General features: G+C 39.2%; 23 protein-coding genes. All 23 read right to left on the bottom strand.

Annotated elements, in window-relative coordinates; translation table 11 throughout:
* Nucleotides 1-194 precede the first annotated feature (194 nt).
* Complete coding sequence (locus JCM15548_RS18480) at nucleotides 195-1,346, bottom strand: type II secretion system F family protein (protein ID WP_062128415.1); 1,152 nt, start codon at nucleotides 1,344-1,346, stop codon at nucleotides 195-197.
* The gene (locus tag JCM15548_RS18475) at nucleotides 1,337-1,801 is read right to left on the bottom strand and encodes a PulJ/GspJ family protein (protein WP_062128413.1); all 465 of its coding nucleotides are present in this window, start codon (nucleotides 1,799-1,801) and stop codon (nucleotides 1,337-1,339) included. The genes JCM15548_RS18480 and JCM15548_RS18475 overlap by 10 nt, the downstream gene beginning before the upstream one ends.
* A gap of 53 nt (nucleotides 1,802-1,854) precedes the next feature.
* Nucleotides 1,855-2,214, bottom strand: coding sequence for a PulJ/GspJ family protein (locus JCM15548_RS18470; protein ID WP_062128411.1), 360 nt, complete (start codon nucleotides 2,212-2,214; stop codon nucleotides 1,855-1,857).
* Nucleotides 2,190-3,488 carry a hypothetical protein gene (locus JCM15548_RS18465; RefSeq protein WP_162198282.1) on the bottom strand — a complete coding sequence of 433 codons (1,299 nt, stop codon included), beginning with the start codon at nucleotides 3,486-3,488 and terminating at the stop codon, nucleotides 2,190-2,192. The genes JCM15548_RS18470 and JCM15548_RS18465 overlap by 25 nt, the downstream gene beginning before the upstream one ends.
* A gap of 2 nt (nucleotides 3,489-3,490) precedes the next feature.
* Nucleotides 3,491-3,790, bottom strand: coding sequence for a toxin-antitoxin system YwqK family antitoxin (locus JCM15548_RS18460; RefSeq protein ID WP_157482943.1), 300 nt, complete (start codon nucleotides 3,788-3,790; stop codon nucleotides 3,491-3,493).
* Nucleotides 3,791-3,873: 83 nt separating this feature from the next.
* Complete coding sequence (locus JCM15548_RS18455) at nucleotides 3,874-4,137, bottom strand: hypothetical protein (protein ID WP_062128405.1); 264 nt, start codon at nucleotides 4,135-4,137, stop codon at nucleotides 3,874-3,876.
* Between the two features lie 76 nt (nucleotides 4,138-4,213).
* Nucleotides 4,214-4,708, bottom strand: coding sequence for a hypothetical protein (locus tag JCM15548_RS18450; RefSeq protein WP_062128404.1), 495 nt, complete (start codon nucleotides 4,706-4,708; stop codon nucleotides 4,214-4,216).
* A 127-nt stretch (nucleotides 4,709-4,835) separates the two neighbouring features.
* Nucleotides 4,836-5,837: a fibronectin type III domain-containing protein gene (locus JCM15548_RS18445; RefSeq protein ID WP_157482941.1), complete on the bottom strand. Its 1,002-nt coding sequence runs from the start codon at nucleotides 5,835-5,837 to the stop codon at nucleotides 4,836-4,838.
* Between the two features lie 75 nt (nucleotides 5,838-5,912).
* Nucleotides 5,913-6,473 (bottom strand): type 4a pilus biogenesis protein PilO, encoded by a 561-nt coding sequence (locus JCM15548_RS18440; protein ID WP_062128400.1) that lies wholly within the window; start codon nucleotides 6,471-6,473, stop codon nucleotides 5,913-5,915.
* Complete coding sequence (locus JCM15548_RS18435) at nucleotides 6,463-7,434, bottom strand: hypothetical protein (protein ID WP_062128397.1); 972 nt, start codon at nucleotides 7,432-7,434, stop codon at nucleotides 6,463-6,465. The genes JCM15548_RS18440 and JCM15548_RS18435 overlap by 11 nt, the downstream gene beginning before the upstream one ends.
* Entirely contained in the window at nucleotides 7,425-7,661 is a 237-nt protein-coding gene (locus JCM15548_RS18430; RefSeq protein WP_062128395.1) for a hypothetical protein, read from the bottom strand. The genes JCM15548_RS18435 and JCM15548_RS18430 overlap by 10 nt, the downstream gene beginning before the upstream one ends.
* Nucleotides 7,662-7,668: 7 nt before the next feature.
* On the bottom strand, nucleotides 7,669-9,480 hold the full coding sequence (locus tag JCM15548_RS18425) for a type II secretion system protein GspD (RefSeq protein WP_062128393.1): 1,812 nt from the start codon (nucleotides 9,478-9,480) through the stop codon (nucleotides 7,669-7,671).
* Between the two features lie 148 nt (nucleotides 9,481-9,628).
* On the bottom strand, nucleotides 9,629-11,062 hold the full coding sequence (locus JCM15548_RS18420; RefSeq protein ID WP_062128391.1) for a GspE/PulE family protein: 1,434 nt from the start codon (nucleotides 11,060-11,062) through the stop codon (nucleotides 9,629-9,631).
* An 8-nt stretch (nucleotides 11,063-11,070) separates the two neighbouring features.
* Nucleotides 11,071-11,556 carry a prepilin peptidase gene (locus JCM15548_RS18415; protein ID WP_062128389.1) on the bottom strand — a complete coding sequence of 162 codons (486 nt, stop codon included), beginning with the start codon at nucleotides 11,554-11,556 and terminating at the stop codon, nucleotides 11,071-11,073.
* Nucleotides 11,556-12,035: a prepilin-type N-terminal cleavage/methylation domain-containing protein gene (locus JCM15548_RS18410; RefSeq protein ID WP_227626020.1), complete on the bottom strand. Its 480-nt coding sequence runs from the start codon at nucleotides 12,033-12,035 to the stop codon at nucleotides 11,556-11,558. Before JCM15548_RS18410 ends, JCM15548_RS18415 begins: the two co-directional genes overlap by 1 nt.
* A gap of 256 nt (nucleotides 12,036-12,291) precedes the next feature.
* A complete protein-coding gene (locus JCM15548_RS18405) occupies nucleotides 12,292-12,528 on the bottom strand; it encodes a hypothetical protein (RefSeq protein WP_062128387.1) in 237 nt (78 codons plus the stop codon).
* A 547-nt stretch (nucleotides 12,529-13,075) separates the two neighbouring features.
* A complete protein-coding gene (locus tag JCM15548_RS18395) occupies nucleotides 13,076-13,567 on the bottom strand; it encodes a site-specific integrase (RefSeq protein ID WP_062128383.1) in 492 nt (163 codons plus the stop codon).
* Nucleotides 13,560-13,823 carry a tyrosine-type recombinase/integrase gene (locus JCM15548_RS18390; protein ID WP_227626021.1) on the bottom strand — a complete coding sequence of 88 codons (264 nt, stop codon included), beginning with the start codon at nucleotides 13,821-13,823 and terminating at the stop codon, nucleotides 13,560-13,562. The genes JCM15548_RS18395 and JCM15548_RS18390 overlap by 8 nt, the downstream gene beginning before the upstream one ends.
* Nucleotides 13,824-13,977: 154 nt before the next feature.
* Nucleotides 13,978-14,733, bottom strand: a complete 756-nt coding sequence (istB, locus tag JCM15548_RS18385) for an IS21-like element helper ATPase IstB (protein ID WP_062128379.1) — start codon at nucleotides 14,731-14,733, stop codon at nucleotides 13,978-13,980.
* Between the two features lie 10 nt (nucleotides 14,734-14,743).
* Entirely contained in the window at nucleotides 14,744-16,270 is a 1,527-nt protein-coding gene (gene istA / locus JCM15548_RS18380; RefSeq protein WP_162198280.1) for an IS21 family transposase, read from the bottom strand.
* 236 nt (nucleotides 16,271-16,506) lie between these two features.
* Nucleotides 16,507-17,016 carry a hypothetical protein gene (locus JCM15548_RS18375; protein ID WP_062128375.1) on the bottom strand — a complete coding sequence of 170 codons (510 nt, stop codon included), beginning with the start codon at nucleotides 17,014-17,016 and terminating at the stop codon, nucleotides 16,507-16,509.
* Nucleotides 17,013-17,387, bottom strand: a complete 375-nt coding sequence (locus tag JCM15548_RS18370; RefSeq protein ID WP_062128373.1) for a hypothetical protein — start codon at nucleotides 17,385-17,387, stop codon at nucleotides 17,013-17,015. The genes JCM15548_RS18375 and JCM15548_RS18370 overlap by 4 nt, the downstream gene beginning before the upstream one ends.
* Nucleotides 17,387-18,139: RHS repeat-associated core domain-containing protein (locus JCM15548_RS22020; protein ID WP_062128370.1), on the bottom strand; the 753-nt coding region annotated here is incomplete at its 5' end. The genes JCM15548_RS22020 and JCM15548_RS18370, both read right to left, overlap by 1 nt.

Genomic DNA, 18,139 nt, shown 5'->3' with positions numbered 1-18,139 from the left:
TTAGAAGGTTAAGGTCAATTTATTTATAGGTTGTGGTAATTTAAATAGTAATTTGGATGTACAAGGATACTTTAATCCCGACGAGTAAAAACTCAAACAACTTCCAAATACATTTCAAAAATATATATTTTAATTAAATTCCCAAATTTACAGACATCTTTTTTTCAATAAATTTTAACAAAGGCCAAAACTTCCTAACTCCCCATCAAGGTATTGCTCAACCTGAACATTGGCAAATACATCGCGATGAGTATAACAGCGACCAAACCTCCAATAAGAACAATCATTAGGGGTTCAAGCATAGAACTCAGCATTGCTGTTCGGTGATCAGATTCTTCGTTGTATTGGTCGTAAAGGCGTTTAAAAACGGTGTCGAGATTATTTGTATCTTCTCCAACTTTTACCAGTGCTACCAATCTGGGTTCAAAAATAGCAAATTTAGTCATTGCTTCGTTGAGGGTTTTACCACGGTGGATATCCTCCTGTATTTTTGTAAGAGCTGTTTCGAAGCTGTATAGCCCCATCATTTGACTGACCAATTCCAAAGCTTGCACCAATGGAGTTCGGGCACCTGTCATCAAAGCCATGGCCTGGCAAAATCGCGCAAGATAAATTTTAAGCAACAGTGGACCAACTAGCGGAATTTTAAACATTAAACCTGACATTCCTTTCCTGTACCAAGTTTTTGTATGTACCATCACATAAACCGTATATAGTACAATAATAAAAAATGGTAAAAGAAACCAGTATTTCTGTAAGGATTCAGATAGAGCAATAACCATTAGGGTGAGCTGGGGCAATTCACTGTCGAAGCGTAAAAAAGCATCAGCAAACAATGGTACAATAAAGTTCATCATAAAGAATACAGCAGCTAGTGCTGTAGCCAGAATAACCAAAGGATAGGAAAAAGCATTAACCATTTGCTTACGCTGCTTCATTTTTTTTTGATAATACCGGCTTAATTCTTCGAGGACTTCTGGTAAACGTCCACTCTCTTCCCCTATTTTTATACTAAAATACTCATAGACAGTAAATTCGCTGTTAATCTTTAAAGCTTCAGAGAATGTTGCGCCCCTTACTAATGCCTCTGACACCCCGGAAATTATCTTTTTTATTTTCAGACTCTTTTGTTCGCGCACAATTATGTCTAAAGATGCCTTCAAATCCAATCCTGCGGTGATAAGGATTACCAACTCTGAGTAAAATGCCTCTTTTACAGAAGATGTCATTATGTTCCCGAAAGTAAAATCCCGCTTCCAGAATGGCTGTTCATCTGTTTTGGTAACAGTCCTTCGAACATTTTCACCATTACTTTTTGATTGTATTTTGGATAGATCTATTGCCATGTCTTCTGATTTTGAATCAATGCGCCCAATGCATATTGTTTCTGAACAGAAACTGGAAATACCAACTCACCGTTCAAACAATTGACTTGAATGAAACCAATTAAATGCTCAGATCCTTCCACCAATTCAACTGTCTCAATTTTGCCATGAACGTAAAAGGTATCAGTTTCAAAATTCACTTTTCGAATTATTTTATCGTCCTCCATTTCATAAAATGAAACACTATTTTTATCAAAAACAAACTGCAACTCCCCATCAAACAATACCTCATCCGCCTTCTCCATATCGTTGCTCAAAGCAAAATAGAATAGATTGATTTCTCTTTGCTTATCCCCTGAGTCTATGACCACTCCGAACATGCGTTGGTAAAAACCAACGCCTGCTATAACCAAAATAGCCAGCAAAGCTGTAAGCATCATGGCTACGACTGCCTCGAAAATGGTGAAACCCTTCATCTAATTCTTAAAATAAAAATTAAAATACAGTGTTCGAACGAAACAAAAACCAACTACTCTGCCGCCTCCAATTCAAAAAAGAACCGTCGCTCAACTAATTGCATTCCCTTATTATCAATGCCATAAACAGTAACGTATGCCAAACCCATTTCCTCATCCATTATATCAACTTCAATTCTCAAAAGATAATGCCCTCTGTCTATCTCTAAAGGCTCAGCTGTAATATGATGCTTGATGTGATTGATCTGCTCGTTGATATCATACCAAGCCTGCTGCTTAATCATGCGGGAGGAAGTGTTAAACACCGATGAAAAAAAGGTACCGGTCAACCCAATGCTGGCAGATATTATTATGAGTGCCACCACAACTTCCAATATGGTATTTCCATTTACTCTGGTTGATACTGCTGACATTTCCGTACCATTCTTAATTTATACAATTCTTGACCCACACAAAAGGACGCATACTCTTTGGGTAATAAATGCTCATCAATCATTAAATCCATCATAAAATTTTCATAGAAAGCTCTTTGCGTTTGATATACAAATCGGTTGCAATATAAGCTACCCGTAATCTTCCCACTTATTTTCAGATCCCCATTGGTGTAGACTTTTCCAATGATTTGATCCGTCTTTACAACGGACAAAATGGTTTTGCCCTCTTCTGCATGATTTGAAAAACAGACTAAACCACCATTGAACTGAAATGAGTCACCTATTGTTACTTCCACATCAGGTGATACGCTAATGGCACCTATATAGGATGGGTATAGAAATTTGCAATTATCCTCAACTATTAGACTTTGCTTGGCAAAGGCCTGAAGGCGCCCTTCAAATCCCTTTTTAAAAACAATCACATTGGCTATCAACACTACATCATTTAATTCTACTGATGGCCAAACTTCAATGGTGTCAGATGAAAGGATAAGAATATTATCATGAAACGCTCCTTGTTCAAGGGATAAATATTTTGAAGACTGGAGTACCAGCGTATTGGATGCATAGGACTGTTTTACCAATCGATCTCCATGGATTGTCTGAAAGTCTACAATACTGTCAGTCTCACGAATATCACCCGCCATATAACCTTGTACCCAATTAAAGACTTCATCTTTTATTTGAGGCATCTGTTTTTCGCTAATATGCATTTTCCCTTCATGCAATTCACTTCCTTCAAAATACCGCCCTTCAATGTTTGCTCTTCTCAGCCCTAATTCAGACATGTAAACGTCCCCAATTATTTGACTTTTACCTACCAATGATACGTACCGGTTCCTGTCAGGCATCCATAACGCAGGTCGAGACTCCTCCACTTCTGCCATGAGTACAACTTTACTTTTAATGAGATGCTTCCACCTGGCCGTTGCAATAACCTTTCGGAGTAACCCCCACCTGCTTGTGGACACCTGTATGAGAGCTTCACCATCCCCAAAAACATCCATCTCAATATGGCCTGATTCAGGCAATATCTCAGGATAACAGGATATTTTTGTTATGGTAGAACTAAGCTGGTCATTAAGTTCCGCATCTTTATAAAATAGTGTATCCTCCCTAAAGGTCAATTCAAAATAATAAAGCAGCAATATGCTCAACATCCCAAGGACAAGCATAACAAAAATGGCATAATATAAAGCACCTCCTTTAAGTTTCTTGTTTTGAAGATTCTTGAACATTTTAGATGTTTTCATTATCACTCTTGAAGTTCAGCACTGGTTTCCGCGGCTGGAATGGGCTCGTCCATATCTTTTGGTCTAAACACCTTTTCAAAGTTTCGCTGGAAGAACTTCCTTATCTTGTTTTTCTTTGGAGTACGGACAACCAGCTCACCCTTACGATATTTTAGTGTTTCTTTATTTCCTTCAGAATCAAACTGTATGACTTTTCCATGCAATTCATTGTCCTTATAGTGCTCTACTTTGAAAAGTTCCCCTTGGGTATACGTCAATGACCGACCATTTTTATGGCTATTTTCCCATTCCGTCTCGTTCAATATGAGTCCATCTGATCCCCATGTGTACCAAGTTCCGGTTTTTTGCCCCTCTTCAAAAAAGCCCTGCTCAATGAGTCTGCCATCTAATCATAAACCCGGTAGATGCCATGCAATAACAGACCGGAATACGCTCCTTCATTAACTTGCACCTGATCAAAAGCATACCAATGGTAAAACCTGTTTCTTTTTGGTTCAAAATCTTTCTTTTTCTCAGTAAGAAACGATAATTCTATCAGACATCCATCCTTCTTCAATTGAATGGTTCTGGAATTAAAGGAAGGCAATTTTCCTGAGGCCATGAAAGGGACAAAAAGCAAAGCCATAAAAATGTATCTGAGTCTTTTCATAAGTCATGTAATAATTCTTTCAATTGTATTTCAAATACTGCCTGTAGGTTTCTGCCTTCAATAAAAATAGACATGTCTAATAATATTCATCGTTTCTGATTCCGTTTCTCATAAAAAACCTTTGAGCATTTTGAAACTCTAATCCAATTGAATCATTGTGAATAAAAAAACATCTAATCTCATCCAAATCGTCACCTACTCGTGAAAAATATCTCCTTCGGTTTATTTCTAATAAGGCAACCACTTTTTCACTATTACTATTCTTAACCACCCCAAAGTAATGAACCTCTGGCCACATCGGGACGCGGTTGAACTCATTGCGATGAGGTCTCTTCGGCACTATTGGCTCTGTGAGAGGAATTTGCTCCAACTCTCCTAAAAAAGGATCGCTGTAATTCAATAATAAAGTTAGTTCCTCTTCCCTATTTTCCTGAATTACAGATTCTGTCAACTGGTCGTCTGACACTTTTTTAATAGCATCAGTTGAACGCCAAAAAATCTTCCAGAAAATTGTCCCCCAGATGATAATAACCAAAGGGATAAGAACATAGAGTGTTTTTCTATTTTTCATGTGATACTAATATTGATTCTATTTGCCACATGGATTCCGCCGATACAATCATTCCACGTTGTGAGAAATAACGCTCACGTTTCGCTTCATATTCTCAAGTTTGCCCAAACAATTGAAATTGTAATTTCTAGTTATTAATGGTAAATTGCTGCTCATTACTTATTTCACTTTCATTACCAGCTTGATCAATGGATTGTATCTTCCAACTATATTTTCTTCCCCTAAATAAATTGACCGTGGCAGTTTTTCCATCATAGGTATCAGAATGCACCTGAACGTCAGTAGCTCCTTCTCGCTTCTCAACAATTATAAGCTCATCCAAAACCTTCGACCAAACCGGGTCATTGCTATCCCAGGAAAAAACGACAGTAGAATCAGACAAAATAGCATTGTTTTGTGGCGACTCCAGGGTCGGATTCTCAGGGGGTGTGCGGTCTATTACCAATGGTCGGTTTGAGAATAGTGTTTCAGAGGTTTCATTCTGGGCCTTAACTCCCCACCAATACGCCCTTTCTTCAAGATTGTCCAGGTTAACACCTAGCTCGATAATTCCAGAGGAATCCACTATTGCATCCTGGCCCCAGTTGTCCCCATATATCTTTAAATCATATGATTCAGCATTCATTAAGTGATCCCAGGAGAATTCAATACTTTCGGCATTAACAAAAGCCTTTTCTGCAGGCGATTTTAATTGAACCCGCTGCCTTGTAAGATCTTCAGAGCTAAAAATGATTAGCGAAGAATAAGCCCATTCAGTAACATATCCGTTATTTTCACCTCGTACTCTCAATTGAAACTGGCCCGGATACAGCGTCTCGACAAATTTATCACTATCAAGTAAGGAATCTAACAGCAAGACTTCCGTTTCGTCAAAAGAAGGGGAAACTATTTGCAATCGATAACTATCCGCACCAACTATGGTTGACCACCAAAAAGTGTGCGTCAAAACCTCTGTTGTCGTTCCATCTGCAGGTGCCAGTATGACCAATTCCTCATCTGCGATGTCATCTTCAAAAAACATAGAGCACGCCCCTGTTATGTTAGCAAAAAAGAAAACAACACAACCTGATATAAATCTATACTTGCTATATGTCATAAACTCTTTCTTATTAGTTAATATTTGAAACAAAACATTGATCTCTTTAATTCATCATTGTAATAAAATGGACTTCCAATTAATTGTCAACGGATAATAATTAACCAGCTATTGTATAAACCTTTTTGGTTTTTCATCGATTGGCTCCTTCCTTTGAACCGATTGTAAATAGTAAGAGGTGAACAACTCCTTCTTTCCACTTCGCATGTCCGTCTGACTTTCAAAAGAAACGGACCTTAGGTTACCTATCTCAGGACTTTTTTCAAGTTGGGATAGCAATAGCAGACTATTCTTAAACGAACCTTTAACTGTGATTTTTTGAGTTTCTATAAGTATTCCATCTTTGTCAAATGCATGTCTTGGAGCAAATTCGTGCAAGAGTAGATTATTTCTTTTACTGAAGCTTCCCACAATCCGAATAAGCTGTGTACCGGATTCTTCACCTCCGACTTTCCCCAATTTAGCTTCAAGCATTTCAAGCTCCTGCCTTATCCGATTCAATTGAAAGGGAGCATCTTGTATCTCAGCCAACTGTGCAGCTCTATGATTCAATTGTTCTTTAAGCTCGGAAGTTCGAGCAAAACCAAAAGAAATTGCTCCCCATACGAGAACAAAAGCTCCTACAAGCATCAAATAAAAACGGTTGCGATATTTTATTTTATCTTTCATCGAAGACTATTTCTAATGAAAATGTCCCAGTCTTAACATCTTCCGCCCTGTTGTAAGAGACTATCTCAACATCCACGATCCATGGCTCCTTTTTTAAGTAACCAATCCATTCGTGCACTTTCAATATATCAGTGGTTTCCCCCTCCAAAATGGAACTACTCCTGGTGAAAATCACTTCTCTCCCTGGCTGCATGCGTCTTTCAGCAGGCTGAAAAGCCAATCGGCTCAATACAATTTTTGAAGGCATGAGCGATGCTATCCTATCGGCATACCATGCAAATTGGGAATTCCCTTCCAATCCTGCTCTGGTAATAATTTGTTTTCGTTTTAGAAGTTCTTCCTCAGAACTTCTCAACTCCGTAATTAATGTTTCACTCCTTAGATAGTCACTGGTAACCAGCTCATAATCCTTACTATACTTATCAAACAACAGAAAATTAACAAACAAACTCAAAAACAATAAAACAAATACAAAAGCCACCGTAATAAAGGATAGGCGTCGATAGGCAAAGCCAGTATTTAGATTTTCATTGACTGCTTCACTACCCAATATCCCTGAAGCATATTTCACTGCCAGTGAATAGGCTCCAATCAATAAAGACGAGATGCATTCTCCTTCAAAATCATAGTTTGATATTTCTTCCTCTGGAAGCGTCTTCACCTCAATTATTTCATGATTGTTAAATTCCAGGGCCCAGTTACCTACCAAGCAACGCCCCTCTGGTTCTAACAATGAAGACAATATGCCAATGGAAAAGGGACCTGCTGAAACACCTGCAACATTAAGCCCTAAACCATGAAACCCGTCCAATATCCTATCGAGCATTTCAACTCTGACTATGGACACATAAGAGTTTTCAGGCTGCTCATGCACAAAAAGCTGAAAATCACTATTGTTTTCAGGGAGAAGGTTGCTATCAACATGTCCTTTTGAATCTGAGTCGATGCGTTTTACAAGCACTCCCCAACCTCTATATTTATAACAATCGGGCATTTTTTAGGTAAAAATGTTTTTAGTTCATCCAAAGAGGTAATGCCAGTTTTGCTATCTTCAACAACAAGTTGATTTCGTTTCCGGCTAAGCACAACAGCATGGAAAACCATGTCATCACGATTTACAAAAGAAACCGTAACACCTGCTAATTTCCCAACAGTTTTGAATAAAATATGCTTCACCTGTTCAACCATCCCAATATCAATATATAATTGTGGGTTTTATAAAAATATTTAATTTCGACTTTGATTTTGATTTTGACCTTGATGATGTCAGCCAACTAATTAGCGGGATTCTGGATATTAAAGGCAAGCCTGTTTTCACATCCTTTTCATTGGCCTCCTCAAGTCCCCCTAGCAAAATCATCTCCATATCTTTTACCCGAATAAGGGACTCAAATTTTCGTGTCACCTTGCCGGGAGGCGCATTTTTTTCAATTCTGTCGGTAAAATCACTTTGTTCAACCAGAATATCTAAAGTAACCTCCCTGTTTCCGGCAACAATTGGTCTGATTTCTAATTTGAATTCAGCCTCTACCGGCTTATAAGTTGTTGTCGTTTGTGAAGAGGCGGTAACTGATCCATACATAACATTCAACTCTTCCTTGTAGTATTCTGTTTTCCCTATACTCATGGTGGCTTTATGTCCATTAAGTGTTGAAAGTTGAGGAGTTGAGCGCATCTCTATAAATCCCTTTTCTTCTAGGGCTTGAAGAGTAAGATAAAAATTTGGCGTAACCTTACCCAGATTAACCCATCCAAAATCGTTAAATCCATCTATTAAACGATTAACCGTCTCCGATTTAAGAGTTACATCAAGTGCTGGCAATACTGTCTGACTTGATTCCGGGGCCTGCTCTGATAAACCAGCGGAAATTCCAGTTGAGAGAGCCCGTGAGTCCTTATTATCAATTATCAGGACTTCAATTAAGATCACTGGGACTACCCGATCAATCATTGTCAAAAATTCAGAAACTTCTTTTATCCGATCCCGGGGTCCAGCCAGTATAAGGCTATTAAGATTGCTATATTCTTTAATTTCCAGACCTTTTTTTATTGACTCAGGAATAATATGGATCACTGAATCAACGGATCGATAACGCATTAGAAACATTTTAAAATCCAACATTCCAATCACTTCTCTGGCTCCAAACCAGTGGATATTATCTTTGAGTTTGGAGACATACGGCGTACCACTAAATAAATGCTCTAAAAACTCCTCTAGCGTAACCCCCTTCAAGTCAAGGGTCACCTTACCGGTCATTTCTCCAATAGTATATGAAGGCAGATCGAGTTCTTCAAAAACGCCCGAGACCACCCCTTGTAAGTCAGCACTAACTGCTTTAACAAAGATGGAGTCACGTGAAAAGGCTTCTATGCGAAGAGTTCCATTTTCTGCCTCCCCTGTTGATGATCCGGGGCCAAGTATGCGCTGTCTTTGCATTCCCATTTGCTGTGCTTGCTCAGCAGGTTGATTTTTGGGCTCAAATAAGAAAAAACCATCACTAGATCGAACTACCTGAAATCCATTGCCAATGCCAAGTTTATCCAGTGCACTGTTGATTGGCATATCCTTCACATAGGATTGTACGGTAAGTCCACTAACTCCTGGCATTACCACCACATTTTGCCGGGTCTGTATTGTGATTTCCCTGGCCACCTGCTCAACAGGCGCATCATTAATTTCAAATGACACATGATTGGTTTCAGGATGGTGCTCAATAATTATGGTTGGTATAGGGGCTGAAAGATCAGAATTAGAACGCCGGAAATCAATAATACTCCCCAACACAGTTACTTCAATGTTGTAATGGCGATTGAGAAAAACCAAGATATCTTTTACAACGACATTCGAAAAGTTGTTAGAAATAGGTTCATTTAGCGAAGCGGCAATATTCACATTCAGACCTGATTCGTGAGCCACAGCACGAATAAACTCATTAAGAGGCAATTCTGAGACGGATAAATCCAAACGCTCATTTAACGCCGGAATAGTGTTGGCCAGACTATCCAATTGTGACTGAAGGTCATTCCCATTTTTTTTGGGCTGAGCCGGCAAAGCCTGTACAAAAAAGCAATAAAAGAATCAGAGTCCGGTTAAGGCGCATAATCGGTATTATTATATATCCTTAAAAATAAAACATTTCAAACTTAGTAAGTTTTTATGATATTGCCAATATGGAGTAAACTTCATCCAAAGAAGTATCCCCGCATTGGAACAACTCATAGGCTGAGGCTGACAGGCTCATAATGTCTTGTTGTCCGAGATAATCGCCAATATCATAACGGCTGTCTCTAATACTCATTTTCAATTCTGCACCAATGGGGATAATTTCATACAATGCACGCCTACCGCTGTATCCTGTAAAGTAGCATTCTTTACAACCTTTGGCAACAAAATGCACCTTCGGGGCAATAGGAGGGACAAATCCTGGAGGAAACAAGTCGCTATTGAAAGGATGCTCTTCCTTACAGTGCTTACATAAACAACGTACTAGCCTTTGTGCTGCAGAAAGATTCAGGGTAGCAGCAACCAAGTAGGCTGGAATGCCCATATCGACCAAACGCGTTACCGTACCCCAGGCTGAATTAGTATGAACGGTACTCAACACCAGGTGGCCAGTCAAGGCGGCACGGACTGCCATTTGGGCTGTTTCTGCATCTCGTATCTCCCCGACCATTATAATATCAGGATCTTGGCGTAGAAATGTCCTTAGCGCACTCGCAAAATCCATTCCGATAGATTCTTTCAATTGTACTTGATTAATACCATCAAGGGTGTACTCTATCGGATCCTCAATGGTAAGAATGTTGGTAGCATCATTGTTGAGTTGCTTTAGTGTGGCATAGAGCGTTGTTGTTTTACCGGAACCGGTTGGTCCGCTAATGAGAATAATTCCATTCGGGCGCCTAATCCCTTCCATATAGTCTTTCAACTGCTTTTTGTAAAAGCCTAATGTTTCAAGATTTATCTCAGTGGCGTCACGTTTGAGCAACCTAAGTACCGTTTTTTCTCCATGCAAGGTTGGTAAAACTGAAACCCTGATGTCAAATTTATTATCTCCCTCAGAGAAGAAAATGCGCCCATCCTGTGGTAATCGTTTTTCAGAGATATCCAGATTTGCTTTAATTTTGATTTTATTGACAATGGAAGGATACTCACTTCTGTTCAAAACGTAACGTTCCACCAATTTGCCATCAATCCGAAAGCGCACGCGACATCGATCTTCAAATGCTTCAAAATGAATATCACTACTATTAATGCGTGCAGCCTCTTCAATAATCTGGACAAGAAAATCTCCCTTTTGACCAACACTAAAACGCTCAGGACTTTTTTGTTTATTTCCGTTTCGAGGATAGAACCTGCTTAACTGTTGTTGCACCCAATCAGCATCTTTGGCGAGTAGCTGTACATTTTTACCTAACAATACCACAAGTTCATTATCAAGCTCTTTTAGGTCAGCTAATCCTTCAGCATAATAAAACTTCAGGCCGTCAGTACCCATTCCGGCCGGTATTATTCTGTAATGCCAGGCCTGATCCGTAGATAGTAACTGTTTAAGTTCTGTGGAAAGTAAAAACTGATTATCCGTCATGATCTATATTAGATTAGGTCAACACCAAAGAAATGAAACAGATGACTAACAATTAATAAAGCTGCCATTATACCAGCCAATGGAATAAGTGGGGCTGCGCGCTTGCTATTGTGGCTAACGAAATACATCGCCGCTCCATAAACACCTCCCAGAAAGGCCGCAATGACGATAAAAGACAAAAAATTCATCAGCTCAAAAAACAGAGCTGCTATTCCAAATAGAAAAACATCCCCCCAACCCAGGATTTTGTCAAAAAAGGATATCCTGCCATGCCGCCATTTAAACCAGACAAAAAGTAATCCTATATTAAAACCAGCCAGAAGCAAATTAATTAAAACTGTGAAGAAATATCCTGGAATAGCTAAATAACTAAAATATAACAGGGCTACAACACTTTCTCCGATCAACAAGGCAAGCGGAATTGATCTGTCTCTGAAATCGAACCAAGTGATGGCACCAAGAAAAACAATTGAAATAAGTAGCAAAAACCACATCAATCCTTAATAGTTTCAAGCAACTGTTTCTCATGATCAATCTCCCAAACGTTAAAAACACCATTGCCATTGAAGTCAACGACGGCAGTAGCTCGTGCCTTAAAGGCATTAGAAGATAACTCTGTGATTTCAATCCGATAATTGGCATTCCCTCCGTCTGTCACCAGTTTTTCCTGAACAAAACCCAAGGCATCCAAATCGTCAGAATATCTTGAGTACATATAAAAGTTGTTTTTCTGGAGCGTATAAACATGATTAAGTTGCATTTGGGCTTCAGAACTTTTTGCTTTGGAAATCAGTGGCATCAAATTCGGCAAGGCAATAAGAAGTAAAATGCCAATTATTACTAATACGACCAAAAGTTCCGGAAGTGTGAATCCATTTAATTTCCTGCCAGAAGAAAGCAAACGGTCATTTGCCATAGCTTTGTCTGTTCTGGCAGTAAATGGACCAAATGATTGAGAAAAGAGTTGTTTCATAATTGTAAGATTAAGGCAATATATCTAATTTCCTATCATTACCAATGAGGAAAATTAATGTCAACAAACATATCAAATCAAGATGGAATTTCAAAGAGAAATAAAAGGGGTCTACAACTTAAGCCGGAATTGGTGCTGAAATTTGACAAAAAACATAATTTTTTATGTGGTTGCTTTATCGTCATACTCAAGGCTCAAATTAATGATTCCCCTGAAATGAAGTAATCAATAGGTGTATTGACCAGACAATTCCCCTTCAAATACCATATCTTAAGCGCACTTCTTTCATCACTTCAGAATGAGGTCTTGTCTCACCCCTTTTGGCTTGCTCCATGCCTTTTTTTACAGACTCTTGAACACAGAATGGCAATTCATCCCACCAGTCAGCTTCTTTTTCCTGCTTGAGTATTTGACTGACCTTTTCCAATAAATTTGGCCGGTCAGTATTTAATATCATCTGAACCAATTCCAGTTTTCTTGCTTGAAGATTCATAGCATTCATTGTTTTATCCCCTACAAATTTAACGATTAATATTCATATTTGTTTGCATTTAAAGGATGTAGCTTTTCAAGTTTCTTTTGAAGGTTATCCAGATTATTTAACTGGTACCGTTCTGTTGAACTTACATATTTAGGGCCGGACATGTATTGGACTTGTCTTAGATTGTGGTTTTTTTGCCAGTAGGTTATCACGCTTGCCCGGATTTGCTTGGGGTGAAGGATTTCAGGGTTTAGTTTTTGGATGGCTTTAAACATGTGCAATAGGCTGTTTTTGATGTTCTCGCTGCCGTTGATGTTGATAAATAGCTGGTTTTCGATTTTGGATTGATTGATTTTATCGGGCTTTCTGGCTGGTCTTGGTTTGGTAATTTCTTTTAAGATGGTTGGTCTTATCTCGGTTATATATTCGTATAGTTCCAGTATTTGAAAGGGTTTTAGTTCAAGTGTCCGGTTGTTTCTTCTGCGGTTACCGGGAACATGTATTTTGCCTTCTTTGAGTTTTAAATGGTTGGGGTTTAACTGATGCAGCTCTTCGGTGGTTACGCTTGATAAACCAAGATTCCTAAAATGATTTTGTTTCGTTTTTCTCTGTTGGTGGTGGCTTCTAAGGATTGATAAAGGTTTTCAAGCTCCTTAAAGTCGATAATATTGGACGGTAGTTTTTGCCGGATCCCTTTTAGATTCAGGTTTGAAGCCGGGTTAATAATAGTGGGGTTGGATTGCTTCAGGTATTCATAAAAGTTTCTGATGCTCTGTAGTTTGCTGTTGATGTGCCTTTTGCTGTTCCCTTCGACTCCGTTCAAGGCATCGACTTCTAATTTGCAGTAGTCTATGAAGCTGAGTAAATCGTTGTACCGGGTATCTTCTGGTTGCAGGTGTTCGGTTTCAAGCCATTTCAAAAAGTACCCGGCATAGTTTGATTTCTGGCGGATGGTGTTTGCTCCGTTGCCAAGTTCCTGCAGATAGGTTTTAAAGCCTGTCAGTTTGTTTTCTATCTCCTTGTTAAAGCTGTATTCGGGCTTCTTACGCATTGGCTAAATGGGTGTAGATCTGGGTGCTTTCAAGGCTGCTATGACCTAAGAACTGGCTGACTTCTTCCAAGGTCATTCCAGATTGTAAAAGGTGGGTGGCGATGGAGTGGCGCAGGGTATGGATGCCTATATCTTTTTGCAGTTTGCTTGCCTCTGCTAATTTGTGAACCCGTTCTATGATGGCGTTTCCACACAATCGGTTTACTTGCATGCTTAAAAAAAGTGCTTCTGGTTTGGTATTTTTAAAGCTGCGTATTTTTTCTCTGGCTGTTTATTTCAACCCAAAAGGTTACCAGTATTTCAATCCAAAAGTATACCATTCTAACTTAATATAAAAGGTCAACAGTACCCTGTTCCAGGGGTACCCCTGGAACAGGGTACTGTTGAGGCGCGGATTTTCCGGTTTTTATTCATTTTTCACTCATCATTTTTTTGGTTTCTTTCAAACGGTAAGAGTCTCCTTCCATGTTCACAAGGTGTGCCCGATGGGTTATTCTGTCTACTAAGGCGGCTGTTAATACCGGATCTCCAAAAATCTCCTGCCAGCGATCAAAGCCCAGATTGGTGGTTATGATGGTAGATTTCCTGCCTGCTCTGAGCGACAGGTGGTTAAATAATAATTCGGCACCGTTTTTATCAAAAGAGACATATCCAAACTCATCACATATTACCAGGTCATATTTCTCGAACTTAGCCTCCAGCCTCTGTAATGTGTGATTTGAGTGGGATTCTCGAAGTTGGGTCAACAGGCCGTGAACGCTCGTAAACAATACTCTATAACCCTGCAAGCATGCCTTGATTCCTAAGCCTATTGCCAAATGGGTTTTACCGGTTCCAGGATTACCTGCCAGTACTACATTTTGACCGGATTTTATAAACTCCAATCGCTCGAGAACAGGAAGTTTCTCCTGGCCTCCGGCTGGTAATTCAGCTCGATCAAGGCCTGTCAAGTACATTCTTGCCGGGAACCGGGCATTTCTGATTTGGGCTTTTTTACGATTTTCAAGTCTGTGGTCATACTCGCGCTCCATTAGTTTGAGTAAAAACTCTTCATAATCCAGTTTTTGGCCCGCAGATTCTGTTGCAAGTTCTTTAAAATCACGCCTGAAAATAGGCAATCTGAGCTCTTTACTGTATTTGACTATATCTTGGTTGATGGTTTCCATTTTGACTTGTTTAATTCATTAATTTGCTAATATCCAATAGTTGTTGCTTAGCCTTCAAACAAATGCTGTCATCGGTGTTTATGGGGTGCGGATCTGTTTGATTCCCCAAAAGGGCGCGGAGCTTTTCAACGGTCAGCTGACCGTATTTAACATCGAACAGGCGGTGCATAGATTCATCGAGCCTTTCTTCACTGATTCTTTGTTCACGACAGTAAATGAGAAGATCTATAAACGCCCGTGGTTCACCTCTGAAATAATCCGTGTAAAGGGCTTTTAGATAAACATTGCTGGCAAGGGCAACACTACCTGGTAATGCTCCTGGTTTCTTTTTAAAGGTGGCCAGATAATGTTCTATCTCTATGACGAACTCATTTGCCAGATAACATCTTTCATGGGTAGCAACGCGCTTATTTTGATAAAATATATCCAGCTGATCACTTAGGATATTTACCTCTACAAACTCACCTACTAAATGATCTGGCACAGAGTACCGGTTGGTACCATAAGATATGGTAGAGTATTTGTCTACCCGTAACTGTTCTTGTTCGCTGCAAATAAGCGGGGCTGCCGGCAAACGCAATAAGTGAGACTTTTCTATTAATAGCATTTCATTGGCTGTTTTTCCGCTACTGGGTTGCTTTTGATCATTAAGTTTGTTGAGGGTTGCATTTAAATGCTCCTGAGCATCTTTTATGTCCGTAAAATCATCCCGTAATGCAAAGGCTTTACGGCGAACATATTCAACACTTCGTTCCACATGGCCCTTTTCGTTGCCACGGTAGGCATTACAAAAGCGGTGCTGAAACTGATAATGACCACGTAGTTCAAGAAGGGCGCGAGTAGGCTCTTTTTCATGAGGGCCGATAAATTTGGCTACCGCTACACGCATATTATCATAGACCATCTCTGAATGAACACCACCTACCTGTTCAAAGAAGCGAACGTGAGATTCCATGAACGACAAGGTGTTCTGACGATTATAAATGAAGGCGTAACGGTAATTGCCATAGGCGCTGGTGAAAACTGCCAGTTGAAGACGGGTTAGTTTGCCCGATAGGTTCAGTTTGATTTCACCCCAATCAAATTCACAGACGGCTCCCGGTTCATAGACTTGACGGATAAATGCTTCCTTGGGAGATTGGCTTTGGCCTTTACTTCGGATGTAATTACAAACGGTGGTGTAGCCAACATCAAAACCTTCCTTTTGAAGCGCTTCTAGGATGTCTCGCTTCTTTAGCAACTGCTTGCGAAGCCCTTGCTGAAGTTTGAGCTTATTCTGCTCTAAAAAGCCATCTATGACTTGCTGAACTTCAGCAGTCAATTTGACTTTGGATCGGGTTCCTGAAGTATAACTTGGAGTGTGTGACAGATACGTTGCATGTGCCGTTTCTTGGTTATCACTGGCACCAATAGCCTCTTCATACGCTTCAATGTACTTCTTTACGGTTCTTCGGCTTACATGAAGTTCTTTGGCTATTTGCCGCTGACTTTGTCCTTGCCGATAACACCTAATAATAATTTCCTGTTTCGTATACATACTTATCATGTTATGTAGAACGGGAAAATTCCGTTCTTGGTAATAAGTGGTATACTTTTCGATTGAAATGTGGACTACTTCCTAATTAATACTTACAATCTTAAATCACAATCTTATTTTGCCTCACGGCAATGGCAGTTGCAAACTGCCGATTAAGATTCGACGTAATTACAAATTACGCCGAGCAAAGAAGCAAACTACGGCGAGCTGGGAACTACTTCTAATTAAATAAACAGCTATCTTATATCAAAAGAACTTTTTATTGAGGAATATTCACTCTGATACCTTGGGAAATTAGTTTCAGGAATCATAAATACCACATTAAATAAAACCTCGTTAACCACAAAACTATCGGCATATCCCAATAACACCATATTGTTTTCCTTCCGCTTTATTTTAAACTGCAACGAATTAATATTATCAACCTTCGACTGTATGGTTGATAACACCTCGCATCCGCAATTGTCCATATAAGCTTGCTCATATTGATAAGTAAACAAGCTGTCATTGGTCATATTATTTGCTTTACTTCTTAGCACAGTCAATGTATATTTAAATTGATTGTTTTGGATGAAAACAAAAGTCTCAACATGACTATCTGAAATAAATTGCTTGTGAACTTTAGTTTCTTGATTTATTAATAAACTATAACTATTCCCCTCTTCCACATAGAGTAGTTCTTCATCAGACTGAGCACTTGCAGAGTAAAAGGAAAAAACAAATATTAAATAAATAGTAAACCTCATTTTTTAAACCCCATATAAATTAAAAACACACCAAATAAAAATAAAACAATAAAGGAAGTTGCATTATTATAGGGATTCTCATTTTCATACAAAAAGACACTATTTTCTTTATTCGTTCGCAGTTTTATAACATCTCCCTCTTTCAACTCTTTACATGACTGCACTCCTATTTCTTTACCATGTTCTTTACCTTTATATTCGAATTTTAAATTATAATGCTTCTTAGTTGTGATGCAATTAGGTACAAAAATAACAGTAGCACTAATAAGGTGACCATTATGATATGCCTCTATTTCCTTAAAATTATTGTTCATGAATAAAGAACTCCCTATTACGAATATGACACCTGCAATCTTATAAAATATCTTCATTATTGATAATTTGGTAAAACAACTCTAGTATTGTCTGAAGGAACCGTAGGAGTAGTAAACATAGAGCGGTTATTAACATTACTACTATTGTTTGTAACTACTCCACTAGCAGCAGCCCCCATTACAGTCTCAGCAACTTTTCCCTGGGTTGCACTATTAGCTTGATTAACATTATTAGCAGTATTAACTTTTCCCTGTGCTGCATCAACGGCTTGAGCCCTGCTAGCCCTCGGGGTATCTCCAGCGACTCTTACTGCTCTATCTAGTTGTTTTTCTATCTGTTTTGTTGGAACCAAGTTTTTCGTAGGTACTCCATCAGCCATCTGCCCTACAGCAACATCAACAGCCACTTGAGTTGCACTAACACTACCGTCTGTTGCAAGTTGTTTCGAAACTGATTCTCCAGCATTAATAGCCATACTTGCGCCCACAGCACGAGTAGTTGTCACCGCACCTGTTCTAGCAAGACTCGCTAGTCCACCAGTTGCAGCTCCCGCAATTCCAGACGCCACAATAGATGCACCATTTATATTTTCAGTCCAAGGACTCTCATTACCTGAAGCATAATTAACTGCTACTTGAGCTCCATAATCCACCGCTGCACCAACAACTGCACCAATAATACACCATGGACAATTACCATCTGGGTCAGTTAAATTAACAGGACTATTCCATGCATACTGATATGGAGTCTGTGAAATTTGATTTGGATGATCTGCTAATGCATCAACTACATGCCACCTACCTAACGT

The sequence above is a fragment of the Geofilum rubicundum JCM 15548 genome, assembly GCF_000974365.1.
Lineage (GTDB): Bacteria > Bacteroidota > Bacteroidia > Bacteroidales > Marinilabiliaceae > Geofilum > Geofilum rubicundum.
This window is presented reverse-complemented; position numbering and strand designations above follow the sequence as displayed.